Annotated in this window: 13 protein-coding genes; 9 read left to right on the top strand and 4 right to left on the bottom strand. The window is 32.3% G+C overall.

The genetic code is table 11. The features are described from left to right. Positions 1-44 precede the first annotated feature (44 nt). From FLAPXU55_RS00195 to FLAPXU55_RS00180, 4 genes are all read left to right on the top strand, one after another. A complete protein-coding gene (locus tag FLAPXU55_RS00195) occupies positions 45-3,203 on the top strand; it encodes a UvrD-helicase domain-containing protein (RefSeq protein ID WP_180855897.1) in 3,159 nt (1,052 codons plus the stop codon). A gap of 81 nt (positions 3,204-3,284) precedes the next feature. Continuing rightward, positions 3,285-4,478, top strand: coding sequence for a glycine C-acetyltransferase (gene kbl, locus FLAPXU55_RS00190; RefSeq protein WP_180855895.1), 1,194 nt, complete (start codon positions 3,285-3,287; stop codon positions 4,476-4,478). 113 nt (positions 4,479-4,591) lie between these two features. Continuing rightward, the gene (locus FLAPXU55_RS00185; protein ID WP_180855893.1) at positions 4,592-6,061 is read left to right on the top strand and encodes an OmpA family protein; all 1,470 of its coding nucleotides are present in this window, start codon (positions 4,592-4,594) and stop codon (positions 6,059-6,061) included. A gap of 64 nt (positions 6,062-6,125) precedes the next feature. Then, the gene (locus FLAPXU55_RS00180) at positions 6,126-8,888 is read left to right on the top strand and encodes a PD-(D/E)XK nuclease family protein (RefSeq protein WP_180855891.1); all 2,763 of its coding nucleotides are present in this window, start codon (positions 6,126-6,128) and stop codon (positions 8,886-8,888) included. Between the two features lie 438 nt (positions 8,889-9,326). Here the strand turns inward: FLAPXU55_RS00180 and FLAPXU55_RS00175 are convergent, their stop codons facing one another. Further along, positions 9,327-9,470 carry a hypothetical protein gene (locus tag FLAPXU55_RS00175; protein ID WP_165590703.1) on the bottom strand — a complete coding sequence of 48 codons (144 nt, stop codon included), beginning with the start codon at positions 9,468-9,470 and terminating at the stop codon, positions 9,327-9,329. A 281-nt stretch (positions 9,471-9,751) separates the two neighbouring features. Here FLAPXU55_RS00175 and FLAPXU55_RS00170 point away from each other — a divergent pair, with 281 nt between their 5' ends. Together FLAPXU55_RS00170 and FLAPXU55_RS00165 are read left to right on the top strand one after the other, a co-directional pair. Then, complete coding sequence (locus FLAPXU55_RS00170; protein WP_053473346.1) at positions 9,752-10,072, top strand: roadblock/LC7 domain-containing protein; 321 nt, start codon at positions 9,752-9,754, stop codon at positions 10,070-10,072. 22 nt (positions 10,073-10,094) lie between these two features. Beyond that, entirely contained in the window at positions 10,095-10,469 is a 375-nt protein-coding gene (locus FLAPXU55_RS00165) for a hypothetical protein (RefSeq protein ID WP_053473345.1), read from the top strand. Positions 10,470-10,541: 72 nt separating this feature from the next. On the opposite strand, the gene FLAPXU55_RS00160 is transcribed toward FLAPXU55_RS00165, so the two are convergent. After that, positions 10,542-11,318 carry an alpha/beta fold hydrolase gene (locus FLAPXU55_RS00160; RefSeq protein ID WP_180855889.1) on the bottom strand — a complete coding sequence of 259 codons (777 nt, stop codon included), beginning with the start codon at positions 11,316-11,318 and terminating at the stop codon, positions 10,542-10,544. Between the two features lie 342 nt (positions 11,319-11,660). Here FLAPXU55_RS00160 and FLAPXU55_RS00155 point away from each other — a divergent pair, with 342 nt between their 5' ends. Together FLAPXU55_RS00155 and FLAPXU55_RS00150 are read left to right on the top strand one after the other, a co-directional pair. After that, on the top strand, positions 11,661-12,017 hold the full coding sequence (locus tag FLAPXU55_RS00155) for a hypothetical protein (protein WP_180855887.1): 357 nt from the start codon (positions 11,661-11,663) through the stop codon (positions 12,015-12,017). A 90-nt stretch (positions 12,018-12,107) separates the two neighbouring features. Then, positions 12,108-12,626, top strand: coding sequence for a ferritin (locus FLAPXU55_RS00150; protein ID WP_180855885.1), 519 nt, complete (start codon positions 12,108-12,110; stop codon positions 12,624-12,626). Positions 12,627-12,679: 53 nt separating this feature from the next. On the opposite strand, the gene FLAPXU55_RS00145 is transcribed toward FLAPXU55_RS00150, so the two are convergent. Together FLAPXU55_RS00145 and FLAPXU55_RS00140 are read right to left on the bottom strand one after the other, a co-directional pair. After that, positions 12,680-13,579, bottom strand: coding sequence for an alpha/beta fold hydrolase (locus FLAPXU55_RS00145; protein ID WP_180855883.1), 900 nt, complete (start codon positions 13,577-13,579; stop codon positions 12,680-12,682). A gap of 6 nt (positions 13,580-13,585) precedes the next feature. Further along, positions 13,586-14,878 (bottom strand): aminopeptidase P family protein, encoded by a 1,293-nt coding sequence (locus FLAPXU55_RS00140; protein WP_180855881.1) that lies wholly within the window; start codon positions 14,876-14,878, stop codon positions 13,586-13,588. A gap of 670 nt (positions 14,879-15,548) precedes the next feature. Here FLAPXU55_RS00140 and FLAPXU55_RS00135 point away from each other — a divergent pair. After that, on the top strand, positions 15,549-16,335 hold a 787-nt coding region (locus FLAPXU55_RS00135), incomplete at its 3' end, for a DUF4238 domain-containing protein (RefSeq protein WP_180855879.1).

The following is a 16,335-nucleotide window of genomic DNA, read 5'->3' as shown; positions in this document are numbered from 1 at the left end:
TTTGATATTATTGTGCTATTTTTACAATACAAAAAAACAAACCTATGCAAAGTCCGTCTTTTTCTATTTATGATGCTTCTGCAGGATCAGGAAAGACGTATACTTTAGTTAAAGAATATTTAAAAATTATTCTTTCATCAAAAACTCCCGATGCTTACCGTAATATATTAGCCATAACTTTTACAAATAAGGCAGTTCATGAAATGAAAAGTCGTATTGTGGGAAGTTTGTCTGAATTTGCAAGAGACGAACCTTCTGCAAAAGCAGTCGATTTAATGGAAGATTTATCCCGAGATATCGGACTTTCACTTATTCAGATTAAAGTAAAAGCGCAAAGTATCATCAAGCATTTAATTCATAATTATGCTGCTTTTGATATTTCTACCATTGATAAATTTACGCATAAAGTAATTCGGGCTTTTGCACACGATTTAAATCTTCCCATGACTTTTGAAGTCACTCTGGATACCGAAAATTTATTGGTTGAAGCGGTTGATGCCATTATAGCCCAGGCAGGTCAGGATGAAACACTGACTAAATTGCTGATCGATTTTACAATGGAAAAAACCGACGATGATAAAAGTTGGGATATTTCCAGAGAAATTCTTGAAACCGGGCGCTTGGTTTTGAATGAAAATAATCGAAATGAAATTCTTCATTTTAACGATAAAACAATCGAAGAGTTTATTGAGATTAAAAAGAAAATGCTGGCTTTGTGCAAAGATCTGGAGTCAGAAAACGAACAGTTTGCAATAGAAGCACTTTCATTAATTGATGAAAACGGAATTGATTTAAAATCATTTTCAAGAGGAACATTTCCAAATCACTTAGAAAACATTCGAGATGGAAAATTTAATCCACGAAATAAAACTTTTCATGAATTTGATGATATTGCCATTAATAAAACAGCAAAAGACAAATCATTAATTGAAAATGTAATTCCGGAATTACTTCAAATTTTGGTCAAGGTTTATAAGAATTTTGAAAAACGAGATTTCTACAAAGCCTTTTTAAAAAATATTACGCCGCTTTCTTTGCTAAATACAGTGAGCAACGAATTGGCAAAAATTCAATCAGAACAAAATGTTTTATCCATTTCAGAATTCAACGCGATAATTCATCGTGAAATTCAAAATCAGCCGGCGCCATTTATCTATGAGCGTTTAGGCGAACGATATCGCCATTTTTTTATTGATGAATTTCAGGATACTTCAGAAATGCAATGGCAGAATTTAATTCCGTTAATCCATAATTCACTTTCCGGTGAAGATGATTATGGAAATAAAGGAACGTTGATGATTGTGGGCGATCCTAAACAATCTATTTACAGATGGAGAGGAGGAAAAGCCGAGCAGTTTATTGAACTAGGAAAAGAAGAAGTTTCTTTTTTTAGTCATGAAAAAGTGTTGAAACATTTAGATACTAACTACAGAAGTTATAGCGAGGTTATTAATTTTAATAATGCCTTTTTTAAATTGATTTCTTCTGAATTTATAAATGAAGATTATAAAGATCTATATGAAAATCATAGTTTTCAAAATACAAATTCAAAAAAAGGAGGTTATGTAAATATTTCTTTTCTCCCAATAATCGAAAAAAATGATTTTGCCGATGAAGAAGAAGTCGTTGAAAAATCAGATTTATATGTTTTAGCGACTTTAAATACAATTCAAAAAGTACTTCGGGAAGGTTTTAAATATAAGGACATTGTTGTTTTAACTAGAAAAAGAGATCAGGGAATTGCAATTGCAAATTATCTGACAGAGCAAAATATTCCGCTTTTATCATCAGAAACATTAATGATTCAAAATGCGACAGAAGTTCGTTTGATAATTAATCTTCTGAGATATTTAAACAACAATGCCGATTTAGAATCAAAAGCCTATTTTCTTCATTTTTTAGCTGAAAATAAAGAAATCGAAATGCCAATCCATGATTTTATTGCTCAGGGAATGTCGCAGAAATTTGAAGAAGATTTTGAAAAATGGCTCTTGACGTTTGATGTTTCGCTCTCTTTTGAAAATGTTCGAAAAAAATCACTTTATGAAGCCGTAGAAATAATCATTTCAAAATTTGTACCTCCGTCAGAAGGAAATGCCTACGTGCAGTTTTTTCTGGATATTGTTTTAGAAAGAGATATTCGAAATCAAGCCGGAATTGCTGATTTTTTGAATTACTGGGATAAAAATGCTGAGAAATTTAGCATTCCGTCTCCGGAAGGAAATAATGCAGTTCGAATTATGACGATCCATAAATCAAAAGGTTTAGAATTTCCGGTTGTAATTATGCCTTTTGCAGAAGAAGATTATAACAGAAAACCAAAAGATAAATTATGGCTCGATACCGAAGAATCTGATTTAGGCGTGCCAAAAGCCTTAATTGATAATAGTAGTGCAGTTGAAGGTTTTGGTGAAAGTGCTTCGGTAGTTTTTAATTTGAAAAAACAGGAAGAATTATTAGATAATATTAATGTTCTATACGTTGCCTTAACACGCGCCGAAGAGCAATTATATATTATTTCCCAATCTTTAAAAAAAAGAAAAGACGGTGAATTTCCAAATAATATGGCATCGTATTTCATTAAATTTTTAATGCACGAAGGAGTTTTTGATTCTGAAAAGCTGGAATATGAATTTGGAAATAAAACAAAACTTTCTAAATCTGAAGAATCTGTTGATACTCTAAAGATAATTCCAATAGTAAAAGAAGTTTTAAATTCTAAAAACATTAAAATAGCACAGCGTGAAGCCTTAATGTGGGGGACGCATCAGCAGGAAGCGATTTCATACGGAAATATTGTACACGAAATTTTGGCTTTTATAAAAGATAAATCAGATGTGGATCTTGCAGTTGTAAAAGCGCTTGAAAATGGTTTAATTACCCTTGATCAATCTGAAATGGTTTTAAGGACACTAAATGAAATTGTAAATCATGACGAATTAAGTATTTGTTTTGATGGTAATTATAAAGTTTTAAATGAACAGACAATAGTTCAAAAAGAGGGAAAGATTTTAAAACCGGACCGCGTTGTATTGACTAATAATAAGGAAGCTTATTTACTGGATTATAAAACTGGTGCAATTAACTCAAAATATCAGCAACAAATTCAAGAATATCAAGATGCTATTGAAGATTTAGGATACAAAGTGTTAAAAAAGGTTTTGGTATATATAGGATCGGAAATTGAAGTGGTAAATTTGTGAAAATATTAATCAGATGTTAAAGAAATAACTACTCTTTTTACGGGTTAAGTTGTTAATATTTAACGTTTTAAATAGATAAAAATGTACGGTAAAATTAAAGAACATCTGCAAAGTGAGCTGCAGACAATCGAAGAAAATGGAATTTTTAAAAAAGAGCGAATTATAACTTCTGCTCAAGGTGCGGAGATTACAATTTCGACAGGAGAGACAGTTTTAAATTTTTGTGCCAATAATTATTTAGGTCTTTCATCACATCCGGAAGTAGTTCAGGCTGCAAAAGACGCAATGGATACACATGGCTTCGGAATGTCGTCTGTACGTTTCATTTGCGGAACTCAGGATATTCATAAAACACTAGAAAAAAAGATTGCAGATTTTTATGGTACAGAAGATACCATATTATATGCGGCGGCTTTTGATGCAAACGGCGGCGTTTTTGAACCTTTATTAGGGGAAAACGATGCGATTATTTCAGACAGTTTAAATCATGCTTCAATTATAGATGGAGTTCGTTTGTGTAAAGCAGCTCGTTATCGCTATGAAAACAGCAACATGGAAGATCTGGAACAGCAATTAATAAAAGCAACTGAAGCTGGAACTCGTTTTAAACTAATTGTAACCGATGGTGTTTTCTCTATGGATGGTTTAGTTGCTCCGCTAGATAAGATTTGCGACCTGGCAGATAAATACGATGCATTAGTTATGGTTGATGAATGCCACGCTGCCGGATTTATTGGTGCAACAGGAAAAGGTACACTCGAAGCAAAAGGAGTAATGGGACGGGTTGATATTATAACAGGTACATTAGGAAAAGCATTAGGCGGAGCAATGGGCGGATACACGACTGCAAAAAAAGAAATAATAGAAATTTTACGTCAGCGTTCCAGACCTTATTTATTTTCTAATTCATTAGCGCCAGCAATTGTAGGAGCTTCCATAAAGGTTTTCGAATTATTAGAAAAAGACACAACACTTAGAGATAAATTAGAATGGAATACTAATTACTTCAAAAAAGGAATGAAAGAAGCCGGATTTGATATAATAGATGGTGATTCTGCAATAGCACCTGTAATGTTGTACGATGCGAAATTATCGCAGACTATGGCTAATGAGCTTTTAAAACAAGGAATTTATGTTATAGGATTTTTCTTTCCTGTTGTTCCCAAAGACAAAGCAAGAATAAGAGTCCAGCTTTCAGCCGCTCATACTAAAGAGCACCTGGACAAGGCGATAGAAGCATTTAAATTAACAGGTAAAATGTTAAAAGTTATATAATTACCACATTAGTGTAATTTTTGTAGGTTTTTTTTAACATTTGATTTTGTATTTAAAAAATTTGGTGTTACTTTTGCTTGTAATTAACTAAATTGTAATTAAAAAAATTAAGTATGAAACATCTTAACAAACTTTTAGTTGCTGTAATGATGGTGATGGGTTTAAGTTCTCACGCACAAGACAGTAACAATCCATGGGCTATCTCTTTCGGGGTTAATGCTGTGGATACAAGGACTAGTGCAAGTCCAGATCATGTTGACTTTTTCCCTGCGCACTTTTCTCAGCCATTCGCAGTAAAAGACAATTGGAATATTCTTCCTTCTTTATCTTACATTGGTGTGTCTAGATATGTAGGTAGCGGTTTCTCAGTTGGTTTACAAGGATCTGTAAACAAAATTGATAAATATGTTCTTTATGCTCCAACTGCTGCTGGACATGATTCAAGAGGTATGATCGTTTACAATCCTGGAGACTTAATGTACTACGGAATTGATGCTACTATTAAATACAGCTTCCAAGAATTAATCAAATCTAAAGTGATTGATCCTTCGTTATCTGTTGGTGGTGGTTACACTTTCTTCGGAGATAGCAGCTACGGAACTGTAAATCCAGGTGCTGGAATTACTTTCTGGTTTACTGATGCTATTGGTCTTGAGTTAGCTACAAAATACAAATGGTCTGTAAGCGGAAATAGAGAAGAAGCGGATGGTGTTACTCCAGATGCTCCATCTCACTTCCAACACACTGCTGGTCTTGTATTCAAATTTGGTGGTAAAGACACAGACGGTGACGGTATCTACGATAAAGATGATGCTTGTCCAGATGTTGCTGGTTTAAAACAATTCAACGGATGTCCTGATACTGACGGAGACGGAATCGTTGATGCTTCTGATGCTTGTCCAAACGAATTTGGTTTAGCTGCATTAAACGGATGTCCTGATAGAGACGGAGACGGTGTTGCTGACAAAGATGACGCTTGTCCAGATACTGCTGGTTTAGCTGCATTAAAAGGTTGTCCTGATACTGACGGAGACGGAATCGCTGATAAAGACGATAAATGTCCTACAGTTGCAGGTCCTAAAGAAAATGGTGGTTGTCCTTTCTTAGACGCTGATAAAGATGGTGTTTTAGACAAAGATGACGATTGTCCTACAGTTGCTGGTCCAGCTAGTAACAGAGGATGTCCTGAAGTATCTTCTCAAGCTTTAGAAGATCTTAAAGTTCAAGCTAGAGCAATCTACTTTAACTCAGGAAAAGCTACTTTCAAAACTGGTGACAAAGAAACTCCAGCTAGATTAGACGCTATTAAAGAAATCCTTAAAAACTATCCAAACGCGAAATTCTCTATTGAAGGACACACAGATAGTACAGGTTCTGCTAAAATCAACGACAAATTATCTCAAGACAGAGCTGATGCTGTGAAAAATGCATTAATCGAAAGAGGTGTTAACGCTGAAAACTTAGAGTCTAAAGGATTTGGATCTTCTCAACCAGTTGCAAGTAACAAAACTGCTGCAGGTAAAGCACAAAACAGAAGAACTGAAATTAAACACATAGGTTCTAAATACCAAGGTAAACTATAATTTACTTTTGTAAATAAATACTAAAAGCCATTCTTAATTGAATGGCTTTTTTTATTTTTATACAATGATAAATACATCTTTCTTAGAGAAAATTGCAGCTGTCGTAATTCAGGATTATTCAGATAAACTTGCAGAAACTACTATTGTTTTACCTAACAAAAGGGCTAAGGTTTTTTTAATTGAAGCGCTTAAAAAAGAAACTTCTAAAACAATACTTTCTCCTGAAATTATAAGCATTGAAGATTTTGTGCAGGATGTTGCTTCAATTCGGTCTGTAGATTCAATTGAACTGTTATTTGAGTTTTATGAAGTTTATTTATTAGTTACTGAAAAGCAGCATCAGCAATCTTTTGAGTTGTTTGCGAATTGGGCAAAAACACTTTTGCAGGACTTTAATGAAATTGATCGTTATCTTCTTGAACCGAATCATGTTCTGTCTTATTTAAAAGATATTGAAGACATTAAGAAATGGGGAATAGAAGTCGAAAATAAAACTAAGCTTTTAGAAAACTATATTGACTTTTGGAAATTGCTACCTCTTTATTATGATTCATTATACAATCATCTTTTAAATAAATCAATTGGTTATCAAGGTTTGATTTATAGAGAAGCCGTAAATAATCTGAATCATTTTTCAAATACTATTTCCAATCGTAATTTTATTTTTGCCGGATTCAATGCCTTAAATGCAGCAGAAGAAAAAATTGTGCAGCATCTTTTAGCGCTTGATCAGGCCAAAATTTACTGGGATGTAGATCAGGCTTTTTTAAATGATCCTTTTCATGATGCAGGACTTTTTGTTCGTCGTTTTAAAGAAAGTTGGAAACATTATAAATTTCATCCTTTTGAATGGATTGTAGACGATTTTTCTCAAACCAAAAACATTCAGGTTATTGGTACACCAAAAACAATTGGACAGGCTAAACTGGCCGGAAGTATTATTGAGAATTTAATTAATGAAAATCCAGCTGCTTCTCTAGATAAGGTTGCAATAGTGCTGGGAGAAGAAAATCTTTTAATTCCGGTTCTGTATTCGCTGCCTTCATCGGTTGGGGCTTTAAATATTACAATGGGATATTCAGGGAAGAATAACCCTTCGCAGATATTGGTAGCTAAATTTTTCAAAATGCATACCAATGCGCTTTCACGTGCTGGCGGCAGTTATGTTTTTTATTATAAAGATGTTCTGGATGTTTTGACGCATCCTTTAGTTGAACCGTATGCCAAGACAAATCATATTGTTAGAATAATCAAAGAGAATAATTATACTTTTATTACGCTGAATAAGATTTTAGAGCTTAATCAAAATCCATCTGAATTGTTTTCTTTATTGTTTCAGAAATGGGAAAACGGATCTGTAGCGGTTCTTGAAAATATTTCGGCAATATTACTTTTGATAAAACAGAATTTTAGCAATGATAATGAAGAAGAGAAAATTGCTAAAACTTTTGTGTATGCTGTTTTTAAAGTGATTAATAAACTCATAAATTATTATTCGCAGCATAAACACATTGATAATATTGATACACTTCATGCTATTTATAAGCAGATTATTGATGTAGCTGAAGTTTCTTTTGAAGGGGAACCTTTGCGTGGATTGCAGATCATGGGAGTTCTGGAAAGCCGTGTTCTTGATTTTGAAACCGTAATTGTCACTTCGATGAATGAAGGTAAATTTCCGGCGGGAAAATCTCAGAATTCATTTATTCCTTATGATGTGAAAAAAGAATTAGGTCTACCCACTTTTAAAGAAAAAGATGCTATTTATACCTATCATTTTTATCATTTATTACAGCGCGCAAAAAATATCTATCTAATTTATAATACCGAAAACGACGGATTAGATGCCGGAGAACGCAGCCGTTTTATAACCCAGCTTGAAGTCGAAAAAAAATCAAAGCATAATTTGACTTTTGATATCTATAATCCGGTATTACCAGCTACGGCATATCAGCCAATGGTTATTCCGAAATCAGAAGCGGTTATGGAGCGTTTAAGAGAAATTGCAACTGCTGGTTTTTCTCCTTCGGCATTGACGAGTTATATCCGTAATCCAATTGAATTTTATTTTCAAAAAATCCTGCGAATTCGGGAAGTCGAAGAAGTAGAGGAGAACATCGCCTTAAATACACTCGGAACAATTATTCACGAAACATTAAAAGCGCTGTACGAACCTTTTATTGGAAAATTTATTTCAGAATCTGATTTATTAAACTGTTTTAAACTGTTAGATGATGAAGTATTAAAACAATTTAAATTGGTGTATAAAGAGGGTGAAATTAAAAAAGGGCGAAATCTTTTAGCTTTTGAAGTTGCAAAGCGAAATGTCTCTAATTTTTTGAAAATGGAATTAGAATCAGTTAAAAATGGAGATGCAATTAAAATTATTGCTCTGGAAACTAGATATGAAAGATATCTGCATCATCCAAGTTTACCATTTCCTGTTTTAATTGGCGGTGAAGTCGATAGAATTGAACTTCGTAACGGAAAAATAAGAATCATTGATTATAAGACCGGAAAAGTCGAAAAAACAAACGTTATACTTAAATCGTGGAACGGATTAACACAAGAGCTTAAAAATGATAAAATTATTCAGGTTTTAGCTTATGCGTTTATGTTTGAAGAAAATGCAGGAGATACTCCAATTGAAGTTGGAATTATTTCATTTAAAAATTTAAAGTCAGGATTTTTACCTTTTGGATTTAAAGAAGAAAAAGATCTGGATATTACAGTAAGCAAAGTAATTTTGAATAGTTATATAGAAGAAATAGTTGTATTGCTAAATGAAATATTTGACAGCAATATTCCTTTTGAAGAAAAAGTGTAACTAGTTACTTACAACGTTTTTAGCGTCAAAATTAATTTATTCTCAATTACTTGATCATTCAGAAAATTTCAAATTATCCATCGCTAAACAAAATTACCCTGTTTTTAACATTTGCCGGTTTGTTGGGATAATTTGAAATCAAAAGCGAAAATAAGATTTCAGAATAAAAAACCTTTATCTCAAATTTAAAATGAGTTTTTAGATCATTTTAAATTTACTTTTTAAAAGGATTTCTCAAGTAAATTGTTTGAAGTTTAAAGATTAAATTTAAGAATCCAAAAATTAAAAAGAAAAGAATAAGTCTTGTTTAGGACAATTTTGAAAATGTAATCCTGATCAAAAAGGATTGTTTTTTGCAAACAAATGTAAGCTTCACAGCATAAAGGAAAAAGCCGCAATTATTATTTAATAATAATTGCGGCTTTTTGTAAGTAGTTTTTAACTAAATATTTTTTTGAAGAAACCTTTCTTTTCAGATTCTTTTGAATTTGGAGTATTTACTGGTCCGTTTTCAAAGCGAAATCTTCTAAACTTCATCAGTTTTACATTTAAATCAAAGCGTAATTCGTCAACTGTTTTCATTGGAATAATTTTTAGCAAATTTAAGAAAAACTTCTATTAAACTGATTATCTGTACTTATCAAACCTATGTTTTGAATTTTTTGAACTAAAATGTTTCAATTTTGAGTAAATCTCTTTTTTCTGTTAAATATTTTTGAAGATTTTCTTTTAAAGATAGAGTTAAGTTATACTATAAATAAAAGTGAGTCAGATAGTTGGGTGTTCTGTTTTTTTTAACAAGTGTTCATCAAACAATTTTATTTATTAAAAATAACTTTGACATTCTTAAACATTTTAACATTATGATTGATTTAAATACATTGGTTGAAGAAACAGGCGCAGAGTCTGGAATTACCTTTAATATAGACGGAATTTTATTAGAATCTGTTAACCTTGAATATGACGGAAATGTTGCCGCAATGATTGGAATGATTTTAAAAATGTGTTTAGAAATGTCTGAAGATGTTAACAATGGTGACTTAAAACAAGTTATGATTAAAAACAATGACGGTATCGTGGTTGCAAATAAAGATCAGGATGATAATTGTGTTGCCTTGCTGTCTAAAGATATCAGTAAAATGGGTCTGCTGCTTAGAAAAATGGATACCGTTTTCAATAATTAATTTAAACCAATATATATAAAACATGTCAGATTTTTTACAGAATTTTCAAAATGATTTAAGAGAGAATGTTAGCGGATTTATTGCAGTTTCAGTAACTGAGGTTGAGACAGGAATGTCTTATTGCTCACTTTCTATAAATCCAGATTTCGATCCGGAATTAGCCTCTGCTTATAATCTAGAAGTTGTAAAAGCAAAATTAAACGCCATTAAAGCTCTAGGATTAGATCAAAAAATAAACGATATTTTAATTACACTAACAGATCAAATACATATTATAGACGTTTCTGAAGACGGACAGTATTTTATTTACTTAGCTGTTGATGCAAAAAAAGCGAATCTTGGATTAACAAGAGCGACTTTGGGGAAATTCAAAAAAGACATCATTTCAAAACTATAAGTTTTGCTTCTAATAAAAAAAGGCCATTTCGAATTTCGAATGGCCTTTTTTGCTTTTAATATCTCAATTATTTTAGTTGAAGAAATCTAACAAGATTGGTTTTAGTTCTTCTTTATTTTCGATGTGGCTCATATGGCCATCTTCAAAAGAAACCAATTCTACAGTTGTGTCTTCAATTTGAGCAAGACTTTCCTCGTAGTTTAAAACAGGATCTTTTTTACCTAAAATCAATAAAACCGGAAATCTGTTTTCGTGTAAAAGCCATTCGCGGTCTTTTCGTATTTTCATGCCTTCAAGCGAAGCCACAATTCCCTGCAAAGGTGTTTTAAGAGCTTGTTCTCTAACTTTTTCAATTTCGTCTGCTAAACGAGTTCTGTTATTTTCGCTGAATAAATTCGCAATTGCTAAACTTACAAAGTTTACATAGTTTTGTTTTACTGCTTTAATAGCGCGCGTTCTGTTTAATTTTTTTTCGGCACTATCTTCTTTAGAAGTCGAATTTAGTAAAACTAATTTTTTAATGTTTTCCGGGAATAATTCGGCGAAAGCCAAAGCAACATAGCCGCCCATAGAATGACCTAAAATAGTTGCTTTTTCAATTTTTAAAGATTGTAAAACTTCGTAAACAACATCTGCATTGTCTTCCATTTCATGAACGTAACCTAAAGAATCAGATTCTCCGTGACCTAATAAATCGATTGTAATGACACGATATTTTTCTGAAAATAATTCAACATATTCTGCCCACATTTTTTTGTTTTCCAAAAAGCCATGAAGCAGTACAATTGCGTTTCCTTCTCCAGAGTCAGTAAAAGATATTTTGGTGTTTTTATATAAAATGTTTTTCAAAACGATATTTTTTGTTGTGATACGCAAAGTTAAGAAAGCTGAAGTAAAATATTGTGATGTCTTGATTTAATTGGGAAATCTTTAGAATAATTATAGATTTATTTATAACAGAGCGATATTTCTTCTCTAAAATTTGATAACCTATTTCATCTGCCTGCATAATTTCTAAATTTTTTATTTTTAAAATTAAATAATAATAATACTGTAGAATACTACGGTCTTTGAGTGTATTTGAGCTGTTTTTAAGAACATTAAGTAATTTTGTTATTTTAAATTAGTCTTAATTATGTGTTTAATTACTTTAAATTCTATATTTTTGCACCGTTATTATATTTTATCAGAATGGCATTAGTTAGTGATTTGACCACCAAAATATTATTTGAAACCGAAAAAGGATACAGTTATCAATGTGATTTGACGAATAGTGTAATCATAAATTTTGTTGATACAGTGTCAAGTTATAAAATTCATGATTTTTTGATTTTTCAAAGAAAGGTTAATAGCGTTGACATTCTTAATATGCTTTATGACTTATCTGATCAGTCAGACGCACAGCTGATTGAAACTACCAAAAGAAATTTTTCCAGAAATCTTACTATCTGTGAAATAGTGCAGTTAAGAGATTTATTAAACGGAACAAAATTTACCCTCAACTTACATTCTTTGCTTTGTAATACGGTCAACGTCGAGCTTATTTAGATTCTTACTTAGATTAAATCCAAATTTTCAGGCGTTTAGAGCTGTCTTCTTTAATTTTTGTAATTTTACATATATAAAAAATTAAAGGTTATGAAAGATTTACTAAGAACCAGTACTTCATTAGTTGAAGGAATAGAAAATATATTGAACTTACAGGCAAAAATTGAAAGCGACGCTTCTAATAAATATTTAGCTATGGCTGCATGGCTGGATAGAAACGGTTATGCACATACAGCATCGTATTTGTATAAGCAGGCTGAAGAAGAGAGAGAACATTTTCTAAAAATTTTTAAATTCATTACAGACATGGGAGGGATTGCAGTTACGCCATCTGTTCCAGAAGTACAGCAAGAATTTGCTTCTTTTAGAGAAGTGTTTGAAATTGCTTTGCAAAACGAAATTGCAGTTACTCAGGCAATCAATAGAGTAATTGCAAAATGTAGAGCCGAAAATGATTATGCTACAGAAGATTTTATGATGTGGTATGTGGCTGAGCAAAGAGAAGAAGAGAAAAATGCAAGAAGAGCTTTAGAGCTTTTTGAATTAATCAACGGAAACGAAGCTGACGGTAAATTTCAATTAGATCTTCAGATTTCAAAAATCGGATAATAAACGTTTATAAAATCAAAAAGCCCTTAATAACATTAAGGGCTTTTTGATTTTTATGATTTTAAAAATGAATTAATATCCGAGAAGTATTTTTCTCTCGCATCAAGCCATCCGTAATGTTTAGAATTTTCTAATAAAATCAGTTTAGAATTTGGAAAAGTTTGATGTGCCAATTCTCCAATTTCATTACTGATAATATCTTCTTTTCCCTGAATAATTAAAACCGGATTTTTGAAGTTTTTTAGCTTGTCTTTGCAGTCAAAATTCATTTTCTGCATATCAGACCATAACAAACCATTTATTGTCGAATTTCCCTGCGTTAACCTTTCGGCAATTATTGGAACAAATTTCCGATCATAAACATAAGCCGGAGCCATTGCTCTTCCGCGCCCTAGTCTTGCTTTGTGAGACGTGTCGCCTTTTTCGATTTTATCATTCCAGTAATCCAACGAATCTTTTTCAGCTTTGCTTAAACCAGCTTCAACCAAATTCGGACTTTTTAATAAAGTCAAATCTACGCCTCCAGATGATGATAAAATCAATTTATCGATACTATTTGGGTAAACCGTTGCATAATACGAACCTAACATCCCGCCAAAAGAATGCCCCAGAATATTCCATTTTTTAATTTTAAGATGTTTTCGTAACGATTCAATATCATCGGCCATTATTTTCATCGAAATGGTCTTAGCATCTAATTTTGAAAGTTTCGATTTTCCGGTTCCTCTTTGATCGTAAATAATCGTTTGCTGACTTTCGCCCAGCGTTTTCGCCATATCTTCAAAACCATTGCTGTTCATTCCCGGACCGCCGTTTATAATTAAAAGCGGTTCGCCTTTTCCAAAAGTTTTGTAATAGGTTTTACTTCCGTCAGCGTTAACTGCATAGCCTTCTGTCTGGGCAAAAATGTTTCCCAAAAACAATAAAAATCCAACTAGAAAAATCTTTTTCATCGTGAATTAAGAATTCATCAACGTTTCAATTTCATCAACTTCAACAGGAATATTACGCATTAAGTTAAAAGGTTCTCCTTTTTCCTGAACCACAACATTATCTTCAAGACGAATTCCGAATTTCTCATCCGGAATATAAATTCCAGGTTCAACCGTAAAAACCATATTCGCTTTCATTGGTTCGTGAAGCAAACCATAATCATGCGTGTCAAGTCCTAAATGATGAGAAGTTCCGTGCATGAAATATTTTTTGTAAGCCGGCCATTCTGGATTTTCGTTTTGAACATCGGCTTTAGAAATTAAACCTAAACCAATTAATTCCGAAGTCATAATTTTACCCACTTCAACATGATATTGTTTCCAAAGCGTTCCTGGCGTAAGCATTTTTGTAGCTTCATTTTTAACTCTTAAAACAGCATTGTAAACCGCTTTTTGACGATCAGTAAAACGTCCCGAAACCGGAATCGTTCTTGTCATATCGCTAGAATAATTTGCATATTCTGCCGCAACATCTAATAAAATTAAATCTCCGGCTTTACATTGCTGATTGTTTTCGATATAATGTAAAACATTGGCATTGTTTCCAGAAGCAATAATTGGCGTATAAGCAAAACCTTTAGAGCGGTTACGGATAAATTCATGAGCTAGTTCAGCTTCGATTTCATATTCTGTAACATTTGGTTTCACAAACGAAAGTAATCTGCGGAAACCTTTCTCCGTAATATCACAAGCCTGCTGAATCAAATCAATTTCTTCGCTTTCTTTTACAGAACGAATACGCTGTAAAATTGGGTTACTTTTCGCCACATTATGTGCAGGGTAACGTTCTTTCCACCATTTTACAAAACGCGCTTCGCGAGTTTCTACTTCAACAGTTGCGCGATAATGTTCATTTGTATTGATGTACATCGTATCAGCATACGTCATCATTTCGTTCAAAACTTTATGAAAATCCTGTAACCAATAAACCGTTCTAATTCCCGAAACCTGAAAAGCACGTTCTTTAGTCAGTTTTTCACCTTCCCAAACTGCTATATGATCATTAGTTTCTCTTAAAAAAAGAATTTCTCTTTGGTTTTCATAAGGTGCATCCGGAAACAAAAGCAAAACACTTTCTTCCTGATCTACACCACTTAGATAAAAAATATCTCTGTGCTGCGCAAACGGCAAAGTACTGTCGGCACTAATTGGGTAAATGTCATTTGAGTTGAAAACGGCAACCGAATTAGGTTTCATTTCTGCCGTGAATTTTTTGCGGTTTTTTACAAAAAGAGCGCTGTTTATTTGATGATATTTCATAATAACTTAGTTTTTGAACTTCGAATTTCAAAATTAGTGATTTTTGAATAAGTGGCGTATAATTGGTTTATTAAAGTTTTCTTATTTGTTTTTTGGGTTTGCCACGAAGGCGCTAAGGCACAAAGTTTTTTCTTCAAACTGTAATGAAATAATCTCGAAAGTCGCAAAGGCGCAAAATTTATGACTTTTTTGTCTTCCTGAGCGAAGTCGAAGGATTAGCGCAAAGTTTTACACAATCTTGTCATCTCGACGAAGGAGAGATCTCCGCAAGTAGCTCGACAAAGATTGATAAACACAAAGTCTTGTCATTTCGGGGAACGAAAAATCTCTACAAGTAACTCGACAAAGATTGATAAACGCAAAGTCTTGTCATTTCGAGGAACGAGAAATCGCACTAGAAACTCGACAAAGATTGGCGATTCTCTTTATAGATTCCCGAGTGCGATTTCTCCTCCGTCGAAATGACAATATTGAGAAATCTCAGAATCTTAATATGGGCGTGCCCCTCCGGGTCGGGCTTTCGGCTATATCTTTTATTCCGCTCCGCTGCATAAAAGGATACCGCCTCTATCCCTCACGCAAGCACAGTTTTTGAGAAATGAAATTTATGAAATAATAAATATCTTTGATAAAAGTAAACATCTTAATGTTATATAATGCAAACAATATAATGGAGAAAAAAAAACATCATTACGTTTGGCGTGATTATTTACGTTCTTGGAGTTCAGGTGAATATGTTTTTACATATTCAAAAAATCAAAATAAAATATTTACTTCTAATTTAATGGGAGTTGCAATGGAAAAATATTTTTATGCCCTTGATGAATTTACTCTTGAAGAAGAAATAAATTTAAAGGAAGTAGTAAAATCTTGTAGCAATGAAACTGTAGTTGAACTTAATTTAGAATTATATGAATCCTTTATTATTTACTCTAAAATTCTTAGGTTTAAAAAAGAGAATGCATTTGTAATTGATTCAGAAACTAAGCAAGAAAAACTTGATAAAATAACAAAATTAATTAAGTCAAATCTATTTGAAGAATTTCATACTATAATTGAAAACTATGGTAGTAGAATAATTAAAATTAAAAAGTTTGAAGAGATTAGGATGTTTGATGATGAAGATAACCTGTTTTTTTTAATGATTTTTTTATGTTCTCAATTTTTAAGAACAAAAAAAATGAAGAAAAAATTGGAGTTAATGTGTGAAAAAAATGAATTAATAATCCCCAAATTTATAAACATAATTTCTTTAGTTTTTGCAAATTCACTCGCGGTTTCTCTTGCAGACAATAAAGATGTGAGATATGTTTTTTATGAAAACAAAACAGATCTTAATTTTATAACTTCTGATCAACCACTAATGAACTTAAAGTTTAATGATAAAGATGAGAGTGGAAAGGTTATAGAATTTGAATTTTATTATCCTATTAATACTAGAATTGCTATTCTTATAC

The sequence above is a fragment of the Flavobacterium panici genome (genome assembly GCF_903819335.1).
Lineage (GTDB): Bacteria > Bacteroidota > Bacteroidia > Flavobacteriales > Flavobacteriaceae > Flavobacterium > Flavobacterium panici.
The sequence above is the reverse complement of the archived record's forward strand: the minus strand, read 5'-3'. Positions and strand labels throughout refer to the sequence as shown.

Coding starts and splice junctions, on each gene's coding strand:
- FLAPXU55_RS00195 (WP_180855897.1), top strand. CDS start 45: ATGCAAAGTCCGTCTTTTTCTATTTATGATGCTTCTGCAGGATCAGGA.
- kbl (WP_180855895.1), top strand. CDS start 3,285: ATGTACGGTAAAATTAAAGAACATCTGCAAAGTGAGCTGCAGACAATC.
- FLAPXU55_RS00185 (WP_180855893.1), top strand. CDS start 4,592: ATGAAACATCTTAACAAACTTTTAGTTGCTGTAATGATGGTGATGGGT.
- FLAPXU55_RS00180 (WP_180855891.1), top strand. CDS start 6,126: ATGATAAATACATCTTTCTTAGAGAAAATTGCAGCTGTCGTAATTCAG.
- FLAPXU55_RS00175 (WP_165590703.1), bottom strand. CDS start 9,470: ATGAAAACAGTTGACGAATTACGCTTTGATTTAAATGTAAAACTGATG.
- FLAPXU55_RS00170 (WP_053473346.1), top strand. CDS start 9,752: ATGATTGATTTAAATACATTGGTTGAAGAAACAGGCGCAGAGTCTGGA.
- FLAPXU55_RS00165 (WP_053473345.1), top strand. CDS start 10,095: ATGTCAGATTTTTTACAGAATTTTCAAAATGATTTAAGAGAGAATGTT.
- FLAPXU55_RS00155 (WP_180855887.1), top strand. CDS start 11,661: ATGGCATTAGTTAGTGATTTGACCACCAAAATATTATTTGAAACCGAA.
- FLAPXU55_RS00150 (WP_180855885.1), top strand. CDS start 12,108: ATGAAAGATTTACTAAGAACCAGTACTTCATTAGTTGAAGGAATAGAA.
- FLAPXU55_RS00145 (WP_180855883.1), bottom strand. CDS start 13,579: ATGAAAAAGATTTTTCTAGTTGGATTTTTATTGTTTTTGGGAAACATT.
- FLAPXU55_RS00140 (WP_180855881.1), bottom strand. CDS start 14,878: ATGAAATATCATCAAATAAACAGCGCTCTTTTTGTAAAAAACCGCAAA.